Origin of the sequence: Pacificoceanicola algae (genome assembly GCF_049341065.1) — a bacterium.
In the GTDB taxonomy this organism is placed as follows: Bacteria; Pseudomonadota; Alphaproteobacteria; order Rhodobacterales; family Rhodobacteraceae; genus Pacificoceanicola.
In genome coordinates, this window is the sequence record NZ_JBMPIX010000002.1 from 174750 (window position 1) to 190563 (window position 15814).

General features: G+C 61.4%; 13 protein-coding genes. 10 read left to right on the plus strand and 3 right to left on the minus strand.

From position 1 onward, the window contains the following. Positions 1 to 36: 36 nt before the first annotated feature. From ACOYQJ_RS03370 to glmM, 4 genes are all read left to right on the plus strand, one after another. A complete protein-coding gene (locus tag ACOYQJ_RS03370) occupies positions 37 to 594 on the plus strand; it encodes a cell wall hydrolase (protein WP_422904594.1) in 558 nt (185 codons plus the stop codon). A gap of 100 nt (positions 595 to 694) precedes the next feature. Next, the gene (locus tag ACOYQJ_RS03375) at positions 695 to 1639 is read left to right on the plus strand and encodes a dihydroneopterin aldolase (protein WP_422904595.1); all 945 of its coding nucleotides are present in this window, start codon (positions 695 to 697) and stop codon (positions 1637 to 1639) included. A gap of 121 nt (positions 1640 to 1760) precedes the next feature. Beyond that, positions 1761 to 2801, plus strand: coding sequence for a dihydropteroate synthase (gene folP, locus ACOYQJ_RS03380; protein WP_422904596.1), 1041 nt, complete (start codon positions 1761 to 1763; stop codon positions 2799 to 2801). Then, positions 2791 to 4137, plus strand: coding sequence for a phosphoglucosamine mutase (glmM, locus tag ACOYQJ_RS03385; protein WP_422904597.1), 1347 nt, complete (start codon positions 2791 to 2793; stop codon positions 4135 to 4137). The genes folP and glmM overlap by 11 nt, the downstream gene beginning before the upstream one ends. Here the strand turns inward: glmM and ACOYQJ_RS03390 are convergent. Together ACOYQJ_RS03390 and proS are read right to left on the minus strand one after the other, a co-directional pair. Next, positions 4134 to 4658: a DUF2937 family protein gene (locus tag ACOYQJ_RS03390; protein WP_422904598.1), complete on the minus strand. Its 525-nt coding sequence runs from the start codon at positions 4656 to 4658 to the stop codon at positions 4134 to 4136. The genes glmM and ACOYQJ_RS03390 overlap by 4 nt on opposite strands. A 146-nt stretch (positions 4659 to 4804) precedes the next feature. Continuing rightward, positions 4805 to 6148, minus strand: a complete 1344-nt coding sequence (gene proS, locus ACOYQJ_RS03395; protein ID WP_422904599.1) for a proline--tRNA ligase — start codon at positions 6146 to 6148, stop codon at positions 4805 to 4807. 152 nt (positions 6149 to 6300) lie between these two features. On the opposite strand from proS, the gene ACOYQJ_RS03400 reads away from it, so the two are divergent. Beyond that, positions 6301 to 6810: a fasciclin domain-containing protein gene (locus ACOYQJ_RS03400; RefSeq protein WP_422904600.1), complete on the plus strand. Its 510-nt coding sequence runs from the start codon at positions 6301 to 6303 to the stop codon at positions 6808 to 6810. 72 nt (positions 6811 to 6882) lie between these two features. On the opposite strand, the gene ACOYQJ_RS03405 is transcribed toward ACOYQJ_RS03400, so the two are convergent. Next, on the minus strand, positions 6883 to 8271 hold the full coding sequence (locus ACOYQJ_RS03405) for a mechanosensitive ion channel domain-containing protein (RefSeq protein WP_422904601.1): 1389 nt from the start codon (positions 8269 to 8271) through the stop codon (positions 6883 to 6885). A 176-nt stretch (positions 8272 to 8447) separates the two neighbouring features. On the opposite strand from ACOYQJ_RS03405, the gene ACOYQJ_RS03410 reads away from it, so the two are divergent. The 5 genes from ACOYQJ_RS03410 to ACOYQJ_RS03430 all read left to right on the plus strand — a co-directional run bounded on the left by ACOYQJ_RS03410 (position 8448) and on the right by ACOYQJ_RS03430 (position 15679). Beyond that, positions 8448 to 9515 carry an AI-2E family transporter gene (locus ACOYQJ_RS03410; RefSeq protein ID WP_422904602.1) on the plus strand — a complete coding sequence of 356 codons (1068 nt, stop codon included), beginning with the start codon at positions 8448 to 8450 and terminating at the stop codon, positions 9513 to 9515. Beyond that, the gene (locus ACOYQJ_RS03415; RefSeq protein ID WP_422904603.1) at positions 9512 to 10225 is read left to right on the plus strand and encodes a P-loop NTPase family protein; all 714 of its coding nucleotides are present in this window, start codon (positions 9512 to 9514) and stop codon (positions 10223 to 10225) included. The genes ACOYQJ_RS03410 and ACOYQJ_RS03415 overlap by 4 nt, the downstream gene beginning before the upstream one ends. Positions 10226 to 10256: 31 nt before the next feature. Further along, positions 10257 to 12431, plus strand: coding sequence for an RNA degradosome polyphosphate kinase (locus tag ACOYQJ_RS03420; RefSeq protein ID WP_422904604.1), 2175 nt, complete (start codon positions 10257 to 10259; stop codon positions 12429 to 12431). Positions 12432 to 12682: 251 nt separating this feature from the next. After that, complete coding sequence (locus tag ACOYQJ_RS03425) at positions 12683 to 13981, plus strand: flagellin N-terminal helical domain-containing protein (RefSeq protein WP_422904605.1); 1299 nt, start codon at positions 12683 to 12685, stop codon at positions 13979 to 13981. A gap of 147 nt (positions 13982 to 14128) precedes the next feature. After that, on the plus strand, positions 14129 to 15679 hold the full coding sequence (locus ACOYQJ_RS03430; protein WP_422904606.1) for a Ppx/GppA family phosphatase: 1551 nt from the start codon (positions 14129 to 14131) through the stop codon (positions 15677 to 15679). Positions 15680 to 15814 lie beyond the last annotated feature (135 nt).

Genomic DNA, 15814 nt, shown 5'->3' on the forward strand with positions numbered 1-15814 from the left:
ACCCTAGCGGTCCTAGCGATTCCCGCGCAGGCCGAAATGAATACCACCGCCAAACGCCTTTTGCTGCTTGAACAAAGCGCCTTGGGCAAGGCCGGCTCGGCACACCTGAAACAATTGGTGACCCCTGTCTCACTGACGGGCGCGGGCATCAAGGGCGGAGTGGGCTATTCCAAAGACTGGCTGTCGCGGCAACCGCGCGCCACCGGCGGGGCCGAATGGCACTGCCTGTCCGAAGCGCTCTACTTTGAAGCGCGCGGCGAAACCGTAAAGGGTCTGTTCGGTGTCGCGGAGGTGATCCTGAACCGGGTCGACAGCCCACGCTACCCCAATACCGTCTGCGGCGTCGTCAATCAGGGCACCGGCAAAAAATTTGCCTGCCAGTTCACCTATACCTGCGATGGCCACCCCGAACAGATCAACGAACCTGCCTCGTGGGAACGGGTCGGCAAGGTTGCCAAGATCATGCTGTCCGGCGCGCCGCGTGCCCTGACGCAAGGCGCCACCTTTTATCACACCACGGCGGTGCGTCCGAAATGGGCAAAAAAGTTCCGCCGGACGGCCCAGATCGGCGATCACCTGTTCTACAGACGTTGATCCGTCGCTATAGAGCGGCGTAAGGACGCCCCTGAACGGGCGCGTGGGCCGATGGCCTGTTCATGGTGCCACAGACGCCGCACTCTAGCCGGAGCCCCCTATGGCCGACGAAATCCGCCTTGCCTTTGCGCACCCCTCTGAACGCGCGCTTGCCACTGCCGGAGACGACCCGCGCGACCGCATCAGCCTGCGCGATCACATCGTAGAGGCCGAGATCGGCGCCTTTCAGGCCGAGCGGGGAACCACCCAAAGGCTGCGGTTCAACGTGGTCGTCGAGGTGATCCCCTTTACCGGCACGCTCGAAGACGACGTGGACCGCATTCTGTCTTATGACCGCGTAACCGAAGCGATTGCCCACGAACTGGCCGCCGAACGCCTCAACCTGTTGGAAACCCTCGCCGAACGCATCGCCGAGCGCATCCTGCTCGAGCCGCAAGCGTTGCGCGCTTTCGTGCGGATCGAAAAACTGGATCGCGGCCCCGGCGCGCTTGGGGTCGAGATTGTCCGCACCCAGCGCGACTATGGCGAGCATCTCGATGACCTCGCCGGAGAGATCGCGCGCGAGCGCCCGCATCCACGGGTGGTCTATATTTCAAACGAAGCGATGGCACAGGACGCGCTGAGCGACTGGATAGATGCTCTGGCCGCGCGCCGCGCGCCGGTAATCTTTTGCGTCGGCGCCCCCGACCTGCCCGCACCGCAGACCGGCCACAAGATGACCCAGCGACGGGTAGACCTGCTGGCGATAGAACAAAACGGCTGGATGCTGGCGGCGCGCGATCATCGCTGCAAGGTCGTCGCCACCCGGACCGAGCTGGACTGGGCTATGAAGAACGGACAAATCTGCGTCTGGGCGCCTTCCAAGATCGTGTTGGACGCCACGCAGGGCCCCAAAGGCCAAATGCGCGACTCCGTAGCATTGGCGGCTTGGTTCGCGGGCGAAATGGAAGCCTGCGAATTGGTGGTGATCGGCGAAACCCTGCCGGAGCCCTCCAACATACCGCAACGCGCCGTGAAGCCCGGTGACGCGATCTTTTCGGACTGACGGGCCAGATCATCACCATTAAATAAGGGGAGCGGCCAGACTCCGCGTCTTTGCATGGCCCGACCTGGCATGTTTCAAGGCCGAAACAATCGCAGGTTTGACGCTTGCCAAGCGCGGCGGGATGGGCCAGTCACAGCGCATGTGTACTAATTACTACCGCCCCTTTGTTTGTTTTGGAACGCCCCGCCCCGATGCAGCATTGCCTGTCGCCGGTGGACCGGGCTGGTTCACCCATGCCGCCCTTCACATGCGCGACGGCACCGTCAAACGTGTTGATCTGGAGGCGATCCCGCAAGACTGGCTGGAGCGGATCAGCGCGCCACGCCCCGACATTGCCGGACTGACATTTGACCGGCCTCGCCTGATGGGCATCCTGAATGTGACGCCCGACAGTTTCTCGGACGGCGGTCAGCACCACGTGGCGTCCAAGGCGCTGAACCACGCGCTCGACATGGCGCGCAATGGTGCCGACATGATCGACATCGGCGGCGAAAGCACGCGCCCGGGCTCGATCACCGTTCCCGTCGAGGCCGAGATCGCCCGGGTTGAACCGGTGATCAAGGCCTTGCGGACGGAACTTCGGGTGCCGATGTCCATCGACACACGTAAATTGGAGGTCGCCAAAGTGGCGGTTCTCGAAGGCGCGGCCTTGGTCAACGATGTTTCTGGCCTGACCTATGATCCCAAGCTCGCTCATTTCTGCGCTGACAATAACCTGCCTGTCTGCATCATGCACGCGCAGGGCAATCCCGAGACAATGCACCACGATCCGCGTTATGAAGACGTCCTTCTCGACGTTTTTGATTTTCTGGCCGCACAATTGGTCATGCTGGAAGAACTGGGCATCCCGCGCAGCCGGGTCATCGTCGATCCGGGCATCGGGTTCGGCAAGACGATCCAGCACAACCTGACCCTTCTGAACGGGATTTCCCTGTTTCACGGGCTTGGCTGTCCGATCCTTCTGGGTGTGTCGCGCAAGGGCTTCATCGGGCGCATCTCCGGGGCAAACCCGGCCTCGGCGCGGATGCCCGGCTCGGTCGCGGTGGCGCTTGGCGCCGCGGCGCAGGGCGTTCAGATCATGCGCGTACACGATGTCGCCGAGACCGCGCAGGCGCTGGCGCTTTGGCGTGCCGTAACTGTTGGAGACTATGATGACGCGTAAACTTTTTGGCACCGATGGCGTACGCGGAACGGCCAATACCTTTCCGATGACGCCGGAACTGGCCTTGATGCTGGGCGCCGCCGTGGGCCGACATTTCCGGCGCGAACATCAAGGGGTGCACCGCGTCGTGATCGGCAAGGACACGCGTCTGTCCGGCTATATGTTCGAGAATGCCCTGACTGCTGGCCTGACCAGCACTGGTATGAACGTGTTGCTGCTGGGGCCGGTTCCGACCCCGGCCGTCGGCCTTCTGACGCCCTCGATGCGTGCCGATCTTGGGATCATGATTTCCGCCAGCCACAACCCGGCGGACGACAACGGGATCAAGTTCTTTGGCCCCGACGGCTTCAAGCTTTCGGACGAGGTCGAGGCCCGGATCGAAGCCTTGGTCGACGAAGGCCCCCGCCCCGCCCAACCGCAAAACATCGGCCGCGCCAAGCGGATCGACGACGGTCGGTTCCGCTATCAGGAACGGGTGAAATCCACCCTGCCGCATGGGCTGCGCCTTGACGGTGTGAAGGTGGTGATCGACTGCGCCAACGGCGCCGCCTACAAGACCGCGCCGGAGGTTCTGTGGGAACTTGGCGCTGATGTCATCCCGGTCGGCACCTCTCCCAACGGGTTGAATATCAACGCCGATTGCGGATCTACCAAACCGCAGATTGCGGCGGAAACCGTAGTCGCGCATGGCGCGGACGTGGGCATCTGTCTTGATGGCGACGCCGACCGCATCATTCTGATCGATGAAACCGGACAGGTCGCCGATGGCGATCAGATCATGGCGCTCATGGCCGCCCGCTGGGCGGAAGAAGACCGCCTGAACGGCGGCGCGCTTGTCGCCACGGTCATGTCGAACCTCGGGCTGGAACGCTTCTTGCACGCCAAGGGTCTGCGATTGGAGCGCACGCAGGTGGGCGACCGTTATGTGGTCGAAGCCATGCGCGCCAAGGGGTTCAATCTGGGCGGCGAACAGTCCGGGCATATCGTGATGACGGACTATGCCACCACGGGCGATGGCCTGATGGCGGGCCTGCAGTTTTTGGCGGAAATGGTCCGCACCGGCCAACCGGCATCGGAGTTGACCCGCAGCTTTGACCCCGTTCCGCAACTGCTCAAGAACGTGCGTTATGCCGCGGGTCAGACGCCGCTGGAAACCCTCGCCGTACAACAGGCCATCGCCGAGGCAGAAGGCCAGCTGACTGGCAAGGGGCGCCTGCTGATCCGCAAATCGGGCACTGAACCGTTGATCCGCGTCATGGCGGAATGCGAGGACGAAGCGCTGCTGACCCAGGTGGTCGACGGCATCGTGGCCGAGGTCAAAACCGTCGCCGGTTAGGCCCGCGCCCTCGCCTTGCGCCGGAACAGACCGGTGACGGTGGCCCAGCCCCCGGCAAGGAAGGCAAACAAGGCACTCAGACCGGCCCAGCCCGCAAAGAACCCGGTACCGGCAAAGATCGCCCCTTCAAAGGTCAGCGGCGCCGCGGGTTTGTAGTTTTCCAGCGCGCGTTTGGCGATGTCACTGTCGCCCAGATGCGTGGCCAGCTTGGCGCGCATGAAGGGCCCCGCCCCTTCCAATGTCTGCAGGTCAGCCACAAGCCGATCCCGCCGCGCCATGTCTGCGCGCATGTTTTCGGCCTGCCGCAGGCTCAGTGGCCCCTCAGCGCCCAGCCGCACCAACAGCTCATCCAGTGTGACGCCGACGGTCTCGGCATCCCGCTCGTACCGTGTGATCTGGCGGGACAGTTCATCCACAGCGCCGCCAAGACGCTGCATATACTGTTGAGAATACTCGGGAAATTGCGACAGCCCTGCCGCGCCGGTCACACCGCCTGCCAAGGCCAATGCCCTCAAGATCATGCTGCTCAATCCTCATTCCCGACGCTCTGACGGCGCCTGAAATCAGTCTAGCACACCCCGGCGGAGCCTGTCCAAGAAAGGCCACCTCTGGACTGTTCTTCCTGGCATTTTAGCGATGCCGCCACAGGGGCAGCACCAGAAATGCTTCAGGCCTGCGCCTTGCCATAAATCTGCGCGATCCGCGCGATGGCCTGCTCGGGCGGCAGCTCTTCACTGGTCCCGGTGCGGCGCGAGGTCAGTTCGACCACACCATTTTTCAGACCGCGCGGCCCGACGGTGATGCGCCACGGCAGACCGATCAGGTCCATGGTGGCAAACTTGCCGCCCGCGCGCTCCTTGGTGTCGTCATAAAGCGGCTCAAGTCCCAGCGCGTTCAACGAGCCATAGATCGCCTCGCAGGCGGCATCCGCTTCGGCGTCGCCGGACTTCAGGTTGACGATCCCGCAGGCAAAGGGCGTCACGCCTTCCGGCCAGATGATGCCCTTGTCGTCATGGCTGGCCTCGATGATCGCCCCCAACAGACGCGACACGCCAATCCCGTGGCTGCCCATATGGACCGGCACCTTGTTGCCCTCGGCATCCTGAACCGTGGCGCCCAAGGCGTCAGAGTACTTGGTGCCGAAATAGAAGATCTGCCCGACCTCGATCCCGCGCGCGGTGCGGCGGCGTTCCTCGGGGATCTGGTTGAAGATCGCCTCGTCGTGGGTTTCATCCGTCCGGGCATAGCGCGAAGTGAATTCTTCCATCACCGCCTGACACTGCGCGACACTGTCATAGTCGATCTCGCGGTCGCCGAATTTCAGATCGGTGATCTGGCTGTCATAAAAGACCTCGCTTTCGCCGGTTTCGGCCAGAACGAGGAACTCATGCGTGTCGTCACCGCCAATGGGGCCGCTGTCTGCGCGCATCGGAATCGCCTGAAGACCCATGCGCTCATAGGTGCGCAGGTAGCTGACCAGATGGCGGTTATAGGCGTGCAGCGCATCCTCTTTGGTCAGGTCAAAGTTGTACCCGTCCTTCATGTAGAATTCGCGGCCCCGCATCACGCCAAAGCGCGGGCGGATCTCGTCACGGAATTTCCACTGGATGTGATAGAGCGTCAGCGGCAGGTCTTTGTAAGACGACACGTTCGAGCGGAAGATGTCGGTGATCAGCTCTTCGTTGGTGGGGCCATACAGCATGTCGCGACCATGACGGTCGGTGATGCGCAGCATCTCTTCGCCGTAATCGTCATAGCGCCCGCTTTCGCGCCACAGATCCGCCGACTGCAGCGTCGGCATCAACATCGGGATATGGCCCGCGCGCTGCTGTTCCTCGTGCACGATGTTTTCGATATTTTTCAGAACCCTGAAGCCCAGCGGCAGCCACGAATAGATACCCGCGCTGGCCTGTTTGATCATCCCTGCGCGCAGCATGTAGCGGTGCGAGACGATCTGCGCCTCGGCGGGCGTTTCCTTGAGAACGGGCAGAAAGTAGCGGGACAGGCGCATGGTAGACCCCATTGAAGTGCGATTGGCTTTGGGTTTTGGGCCATGCGCCCCGGCTTTGCAAGAGACCACGCAAGATAACGCTTCTGTGAGCGGTCTGATCCAAATGCGGTGACGTTCCGTAAACCCTTACTCAACCCAACAGGAGAGCACTCATGACCCCGTTCAAATCCGCCCTTGCAGGCATTACCCTGATCTTTGGTGCGAGCGCCGCCCAAGCCGACACCATCGTCGACATCGCTGCTGGGGATGAACGTTTCAGCACCCTTGTCGCCGCTGTTCAGGCCGCAGGTCTGGCTGAAACCCTGTCTGGCCCCGGCCCCTTCACTGTTTATGCCCCCGTGAACGAGGCCTTTGCCGCGCTTCCTGACGGCACAGTCGAAACGCTTCTCAAGCCGGAAAACAAAGCTCAGTTGACCAACGTGCTGCTTTACCACGTCGATGATCGCAAACTTCGCGCCGTGGATTTTCCGGCGGGGTCCAACTACTTCAAGCCCGTTCTCGCATCCGAGCGGCTTTGCATCACTGCCGGGGATGGCGTGAAAATCGCAGATGGCACCGGCCAAACGGCGAATGTCGTGATTGCGGACATCATGGCGGACAACGGCGTGATTCATGTGATCGACAAGGTTCTGCTGCCCGGTGAGCGTCCGAACTGCCACTGACCCGTGCAACGGGTCGATGGCCAGGCATGGCTTGGCCGACCAAACATATGCGGTAGGGGCCGATACCGGCCTTTACCCGTTCAGCAGATCGTTTTCCTTATCGCCTTCGACCTCTGCCGCCATCTGATCTTCCAGTGCTTCGACCTCGTTCGAAAGATCGTCTTCGGCGTGACTGACCTCGGGTTCGGGCACAATATCATGCGGCGGCGGGGCGATCCTTTGCGGTTTGCCGGCGCTGACACCGGCGCCCAAAGGCAGCGGTATACCTTCAGGAAAAATGATCTCGCGCGCCGGATCGGGCATGGAAATCCCAGCCTCCATCAATTCCCTCTTCACCCGCCGGATCAGGGCCGAGCGCAATTTCAGTGGAGAAAAGCGCGCCCCATCAAACCAGTAATAGACCTTGATATTCACAGTCGAGTCGCCCAGCCCCTCGGCCAGAACCATCGGTTCGGGATCGTTCGACACGGCCTCGTGTCCCGTCAACACACCAAGAATGACATCCTGCGCCTCGGAGATGGCGGCGTCATAGCCAATGCCCACGTCAAAGCTTTCACGCCGCGCGGCGCTGGCGGTGTAATTCTCGATCGTGGATTTGAAGACCAGCGCGTTGGGGATCTGAATATGGTTGCCCTCGGGCGAGACCAGCACGGTCGAGCGTGTATTCATCGAATGCACAACGCCCTTGTAGCCCGCCACATCGACGAAATCGCCGCGCCGAAAGGGCTGGCGCAGGGACAGCAAAAGCGAGGCCAGAAAGTTCTCGGCAATGTCTCGGAAGGCAAAACCGATCACGATCCCGACGATTCCCGCGCCGCCGATCAGCGAAAACGCCAATTGCGTCAGTCCAGCCACCTGAAGCACGATGTAGAGCCCCACCAAAAAGACCGGAAGCGCGACCAGCCGCACGGTGATATCGCGCAGAAAGGGCGTCTGGATGCGGTTCTGAAGTGCCCAGCCCGCGATCCGCGCCACGACGCTGGACAGGAAAAACGCCAGCGGCAGGATCAGCACCGCCACCACCACGGACGGCGCGGCAGCCACGGCCTGATCGCGCAGATGGCGCAGTTCGGTCATGGCCGGGGCAATGGTAAAGCTGACCCGCTGGTTGACCCGGATGCGGTTGACCACCGCGACCACCCCATCGGTCTTGGCTGCCAGATCGCGCACCCAATCCTGACGTTTGGCGCTGTCGGTGGTGCCGTCCAGAAAAACGATACCGTCATCGACCTGAACGTCGATATCGCTGTACCACCCTGAGGCTTCGAGGATGTTGCGCAGGCGGGCCTCGATCTGGTCGTCGCGCACCCCGCCCTCCACCGAAACCGTCTGCTGGGTATCGACCACCTCTTCTTCGAGGGCATCGGCGGTGGCGCTTTCTTGCGCATAGGAAGGTGCGCCGGGCAGCGTCAGGGCGAAAAGAACGACACAAAGCAGGGCGGCAAGGAAGGGTCTTGGCATGGTCTCTTTCTGAATATGGTGGCTTTGGGGGCCCTGGATCGGGCCATCGGGCCGCAGAACAAAGCTTAGGCCGGGGCCGAGCATCATTCCAGTAATACAATCCTGACCTGTGCGCGCGCCCTTGAAACCGCTTGGGGAACGGGCGATGTAGGGAGGGCAACACAAAAGGATCGCCCATGGCCCTCCCGGTCCGGGAACAGTTCAAGTATTGGGGCATCGCTTTGGCGATTTTTGCCGTCGTGCTCTGGTTCCTTGGCGACGTGCTTTTGCCCTTTGTGCTGGGCGGTGCGATTGCGTATTTCCTTGATCCGGTCGCGGACAAGCTTGAGAAGATGGGATTCTCGCGCGCCGCTTCGACCGGGATCATCACCGTGGTCATGCTGTTGCTGTTTGTCATTCTCGCGGTGGCTGTGATCCCCACGTTGATCCAGCAGGCGGTGTCCCTGTTCGACTTTGCCCCGCAGCTGTTCCGCGATCTGCAAACCTTTCTGACCGAGCGTTTTCCCAGCGTCATCGTCCAAGACAGCCCGGTGCGCAAAGCCCTTATGACAATCGGCGAAACCATTCAGTCCAAGGGCGGAGAGCTTTTGAACACCGCGCTGAGCAGCGCGGCTTCCTTGCTGAACCTTGTGCTGCTTTTCGTGATCGTGCCGGTGGTGGCGGTTTATCTGCTGCTGGATTGGGACAATATGGTCGCCCGCATCGATGAACTGGTGCCACTGGACCACCGCGACACGGTGCGGATGCTGGCGCGCGATGTGGACCGGGTTCTGGCGGGCTTTGTGCGCGGCATGGGCTCGGTTTGCATGATCCTTGGCGCCTATTACGCGATCGCCCTGTGGCTGGTCGGCTTGCAATTCGGCCTCGTGGTCGGCGTGGTCGCCGGAATGTTGACCTTTATTCCATATGTCGGCGCCATCGTTGGCGGCGTGTTGGCCATCGGTTTGGCGATGTTCCAGTTCTGGGGCGACTGGTGGTGGATTCTTGCGGTCTGGGCGATATTTCAGGCAGGCCAGTTCATCGAAGGCAATCTGCTAACGCCGCGCCTTGTCGGCAAATCGGTGGGCCTGCACCCGGTCTGGTTACTGCTGGCGCTGTCTGTCTTTGGCTCGCTTTTTGGCTTTGTCGGGATGCTGGTCGCGGTGCCGCTGGCCGCCGCGCTTGGGGTCTTTGCCCGCTTTGCCACAAGCCAGTACAAAAACAGCCGCCTGTTCCTTGGATTGACTGGAAGCGACGAGCCATGAGCGAACCCACCCAGCTTGCCTTGCCCCTGCCGACCCGTGCGGCATTGGGGCGGGGAGATTTTTACGTTACCGAAGCCAACGCGCTTGCGGTCGCGCAGATCGAAGGCTGGCGGCATTGGCCTTCGGGCAAATTCGTGCTGTCGGGTCCTGCGGGCGCGGGCAAGACGCATCTGGCCCATGTCTGGGCGCGCCTGACCGGCGGCACCATCCTGCCTGCCATTGCTCTGCCGCATGCCAATATCGCGGCGCTGGCCGAAGGCCCCGTCTGCGTCGAGGACATAGAAACCATCGCAGGCAACAGCGCCGCCGAAGAAGCCCTGTTCCATTTGCACAATCTCGTGCTGGCCCAAGGCCATCCCCTGCTGATGACCGCGCGCACACCGCCCGCGCAATGGGGCCTGTCGCTGGCCGATCTGCAAAGCCGCGCCGACGGGGCGCAGGGCGCGCAGCTTTCGGAACCGGACGACGACCTGCTGTCGGCCTTGATCGCCAAGCTATTCGCTGACCGGCAGATCGTGCCTGCGGGCGATGTGATCCCCTATCTCGCCAAGCGCATTCCGCGCAGCTACACCGCCGCCCAGCTGATCGTCGAAATTCTGGATCGCGAGGCGCTGGGGCGTCCCAAGGGCGTCAGCCGCCCGCTGGCCATCGCGGTCTTTGAAAGCCTCTTTGCGCCAAAACTTTTGCCACGGGACAGCCTCTCGTCATAAAACAGTTGCACCCACGGACCAAAAACCCGCCATGACACAAGCCGATTTTCTGAAGTCCCCCCTGCCCGCTCCGGTGGAGCAGCCCGATATGGACCTGACTGGCCCCGGGCGTTTCTTCAATCGCGAACTCAGCTGGCTGGGCTTCAACTGGCGCGTTCTGGAAGAGGCGGGAAATCCGCGCGTGCCGCTGCTGGAACGACTGCGCTTTCTGTCGATTTCCGCCGCCAATCTTGATGAATTCTACACCGTACGGGTCGCTGGCCTGCGCGAATTGGCCCACGCAGGCAACACCACCCCCGCCGCCGATGGCCTCACGCCAGCGGAACAACTGGTGCTCATCGACGAAGACGCCCGTGGCTTGATGGCCGAACAGCAAAAGATGCTCAGCACCCTGCGCCAAGAGATGGAGACAGCAGGGATCAGTATCGTCGGGCGCGACGCGCTGACTTCCGAGGACAAAAAGGCGCTTGAGACCGACTTCCTCGAAAAGGTCTTTCCAGTGCTTTCGCCGCTGGCCATCGACCCAGCGCACCCCTTCCCCTTTATCGCCAACATGGGCTATTGCCTTGCGCTGCAGTTGGACCGCACCAAAGACAAACGCCCCTTGCAGGCGCTGCTTCCGATCCCTGCGCAGATTGACCGGTTCATGCCCCTGCCCGCCGACGACGGCCAGCACCGGTTTATCCTTCTGGAAGACGTGCTGCTGCTGCATATCGACAGCCTGTTCCCGGGCTACGCGGTCAAGGACCACTTTGGCTTTCGTGTGCTGCGTGACAGCGATCTGGAAGTCGAAGAAGAAGCCGAAGACCTTGTGCGCGAATTCGAGGTCGCCCTGAAACGCCGCCGCCGCGGCGAGGTCGTGCGCCTGACCACCAGCGCCAATGCCCCCAAGGCCCTGCGCAAGATCGTCATGCGCGAATTGCACGTCGACGAAGAAGAGGTGATCGAACTGGACGGCATCATCGGCATCGCCGATCTGGCGGAACTGGTGCTTGAAGATCGCCCCGATCTGCTTTGGCCCATCTTCACGCCGCGCGTGCCGGAACGGGTGCAGGACTTTGAAGGCCATATGTTCGATGCCATCGCGCAAAAGGATATGCTGCTGCACCACCCCTACGAGACCTTCGATATGGTGGTGCGGTTCCTCAATCAGGCCGCCGCCGACCCGGACGTTGTGGCGATCAAGCAGACGCTTTACCGGACCTCACGCAATTCCCCCATCGTCGAAGCCCTTTGTGCCGCCGCCGAAGAGGGCAAGTCCGTCACCGCGCTGGTGGAACTCAAGGCGCGCTTTGACGAGGCCGCGAATATCCGCCAAAGCCGCCGTCTGGAACGTTCGGGCGCCCATGTGGTCTACGGTTTTCTCGACTGGAAAACCCACGCCAAGATTTCCCAGGTGGTGCGCCGCGAAGGCGACAAGCTGGTGACCTACACCCATTGGGGCACCGGCAATTATCATCCGATCACCGCCAAGATTTACACTGATCTCAGCTTTTTCACCTGCGATGCCGCGCTTGGGCGCGACGCCGCCAAGTTGTTCAATTACCTCAGCGGCTATGCCATGCCAGCAGGTCTCGAGAACCTCTATTTCTCACCCCACACGCTGAAATCGGGGATGCTGGAGTTGATCGAAGCCGAGACCGAACATGCCCGCAAAGGCAAGCCCGCACAGATCTGGCTCAAGCTCAATTCGCTGATCGAGCCGGACATGATCGACGCGCTTTACCGCGCCTCTCAGGCGGGGGTTCAGATCGATTGCGTGATCCGCGGCATCTGCGGGCTGCGCCCCGGCATCAAGGGCCTGTCCGAGAATATCCGAGTCAAATCGATCATCGGGCGCTTTCTGGAGCATTCCCGAATCATCTGTTTCGGCAACGGCTATGGGTTGCCGCACAAAAAGGCACGGGTCTTCATCAGTTCCGCCGACTGGATGGGCCGCAACCTGAACCGCCGCGTCGAAACCGGGGTCGAGATCCACAACGCCACCGTCAAAGCGCAGATCGTCAGCCAGATCATGGCCGCCAACCTTGCCGACACGGCGCAAAGCTGGGTGATGGGGCCAGACGGGCACTTTACCCGGCCCGAAGTGCCGGAGGGCCAGTTTGCCTTTAGCTGCCACCGCTTCTTCATGGAATACCCGTCGCTTTCGGGGCGCGGATCTGCCGGGGCGGCAGATGTTCCCAAGCTGACCCACACGGATGATTAACAACTTCAGGTTATTGCTGAACGGGCCATAACCCCCTGCCATCATGTCATAAAATCGCCCCGAAATGGCCCGCGCTCCGCCGCGAAACCTTAAGCACTGATTAAGGACGGACGCGCAAATTCGTAAACGCACTGGTAACAAGTGGCGCGGGCCCCGCACAGCGGCCCGCAGCGTTGGAATGACGCGTGCGATGTCCGCGGCGGCGGCGTCTCTGGCGTAGAAGCGCCTTGATCCTTGAAGAGGCGAGAAAAATGTCGAGTATTCTGACCAACCGAGGGGCCACGACGGCCCTCGCGACACTGCGCAATATCAATTCGCAGATCACACAGACCCAAAATGAAATTTCGACCGGCAAGCGCGTCGGCGCGGCAGGTGACAACGCAGCCGTCTGGGCGATATCCAAAACCATGCGCGCCGATATCTCGGGCTTCAAAAGCGTGTCGGACAGCCTTGCGCTTGGCCAGGCGACCATGGCCGTGGCTCGACAAGGCGCCGAAACCATCACCGAGCTTTTGACCGATCTCAAGGGGACGGTCGTGTCGGCGCAGGAAGGCAACGTCGATCGCACCAAGATCCAGAACAACATCAACGCTCTGAAAGAGCAGATCGAAGGTATCACCGGATCGGCTTCCTTCAATGGCCAGAATATGCTGCAAAACACTGACACCACGGCGGGCAGCGGCAAGATCAGCGTTCTGGCTTCGATTGACCGCAGCAGCGATGGCGTTTCCAGCTCGGATATGAGTTTTAACCGCCGCGACATGAGCACCGGCACCTCGGCTATTGCGGCCACGGGCGGAACTTTCAACGCTGGCGCCGCCACCGGCGCTGTGAATGCCACTCAAAGCGCGACCATCGACCTGAGCGGCCTGACGGTCGAGGCAGGTGCCGCCTATTCAATTTCGATCTTCGGCACCGATGGCAACAATTCGTCCTTCGATCAAGCCAGCTATCGCACCTCGGCAGCAGCTGCGGAAACCCAGGCTGAAATGGCGGCCAGCGACATCAGCTATGTGGCGCACGATGGGGACACCATGTCCGACGTGGCCAAGGCGCTGACCCGCGCCTGGGACAACTACGCCGCGGAGAACGCCTTGGGCACCGATGTGCTGAACATCGAAGCCGCGGGAAAATCGCTGAAAATTTCCTCGGGCGTGACCGATGGCACCGATACGATCACCGTCAACGTCAACACGCTTGGCGCGGATGCCGCCAATACCATCGGCGGCGGGCTTGAGGCATTGAACCACATCAATGTGACAACCAACGCAGGCGCCAGAAAGGCGCTGACCCAAATCGAAGGCCTGCTTGGCTATGCAATCGATTCGGCGGCGGGGTTCGGCTCGGATCAAAGACGGATTGATACGCAGTCCGAATTTGTCTCGAAAATCACAGCCACATTGCAAGATGGGTTGGGTCAGCTGGAAGACGCCGATATGGAGGACAGCTCGGCCCGCCTTCAGGCGCTGCAAGTGCAGCAACAGCTTGCGGTTCAGGCACTTTCCATCGCAAATCGTGCGCCTCAGCAGTTGTTGACCCTGTTCCGCTAACAGTCAAAATGCGCGCTCCGCCAGCACGGTTGGGCGCGCCATTTTTGCGTCAGGTGACGTTAAGTCACACAATTCGCGGCATCTGCCCCCTTGCCCCCGCTTGACCGGATGGGCCATTCCGGACGAGGGTGATTTTTGGGGATGACCATGGACGCACACAACGATCCAGATCAGGGTGATTGGGGCCCCTTTGGCCGCCCGATCTTTGACGACCCGAAAGCGCGCCACCTCAAGAGGGTTGGCGTGGTCGATATCGGGTCGAACTCGGTGCGTCTGGTGGTCTTTGACGGGGCTGCCCGCAGCCCGGCTTATTTCTACAACGAAAAGGTGATGTGCGGCCTTGGCGCCGGCATGGCCGAATCTGGCAAACTGAACCCCGAAGGCAAGGTCCGCGCGCTGTCGGCAATGAAACGCTTTCAGCTTTTGGCTGAAGGGATGGAATTGCCCACGCTGACGGTTGTCGCGACAGCCGCCATGCGCGACGCCGAAGATGGCCCTGCTTTCAAGGACGAAATCGAAGACGCGACCGGCCTCAAGGTCTGGGTGATCGACGGCGAAGAAGAGGCCCGCCTCTCGGCGCAGGGCGTTATGCTGGGCTGGCCCGGCGCCTTTGGCCTGATTTGCGACATCGGCGGATCATCGATGGAACTGGCCGAGATCAAGAATGGGACGGTGGGCAAGCGGATCACCTCGCCCCTTGGGCCGCTCAAGTTCATGACTCTCGAAGGCGGCAAAGACGCCCGCGAAAAGCACATCAAGAAAATCGTCAAGGATCTGGCCGACTACATGGGTCCGCAGCATGATCGCCTGTTCCTTGTGGGCGGCAGCTGGCGCGCAATTGCCCGGATCGACATGGAACGCCGCGGCTATCCGCTGCACGTCCTGCACGAATACCGGATGGACATTCAGGCGGTGACAGACACGATCAAGTTCATCGAAGAGGCCAATCTGGAAGAGCTGCGCAAAGCCTGCTCGATTTCCTCGGCGCGGATGGACCTTGTTCCCTATGCCGCCGAGGTACTGGCCCGGCTGATCAAGGCTTTCGAACCCAAGGACATCGCGATTTCCAGCTATGGTATCCGCGAGGGCATGCTTTACGAGCAGATGCCCGACGAGGTGCGTGAACGCGACCCCCTGATCGAAGCCTGCCGCTTTGCCGAACGCAAAGACGCCCGCCTGCCGGGATTTGGTCGCAAGCTATACAAATTCGTGCTGCCTCTGTTCCCCGAAGCAGATGCCGCGCGGCTACGGATCGTACGCGCCGCTTGTCTGTTGCATGACGTCAGTTGGCGGGCGCATCCCGACTATCGCGCCGAGGTCTGCTTTGACAATTCTACGCGCGCCAATCTGGGCGGGCTCAAGCACTCGGAACGCATCTATCTTGGGCTGGCACTGCTGCATCGCTACCGCAACCGCCGCGAAGGCACCCATTTCGAAGCGATGTACGGGCTGCTCAGCGAAGCCAAGCGCAACGAGGCCGAGATGCTGGGCAAGGCAATGCGTCTGGGTGCCATGCTTTGGATGACGGACGCGGGGCAAGAAAAAGCGCGTCTCAGTTGGGACGGCTGGACAAAGCGGCTTTGCCTTCATCTGTCGCAAGATGCCGCCCCACTTTATGGCGAAGTGACCGAGGCGCGATTCAAGTCGCTTGCCGCCTCGCTTGACGCCGCTTCGACCGAAATCCAGATCGCCGAGTGACGTGTCTTGCCCATCGAATGGGCGGGCGCGGGGTGAAAGTCGCCCCTTCGTAGGTTGCAATACGTGGGACAATACGACAGACTGCATTCGGAATTACGTAAGGGAAAGAAGCCGAAAGTCGCGTTTCTGGCGAAA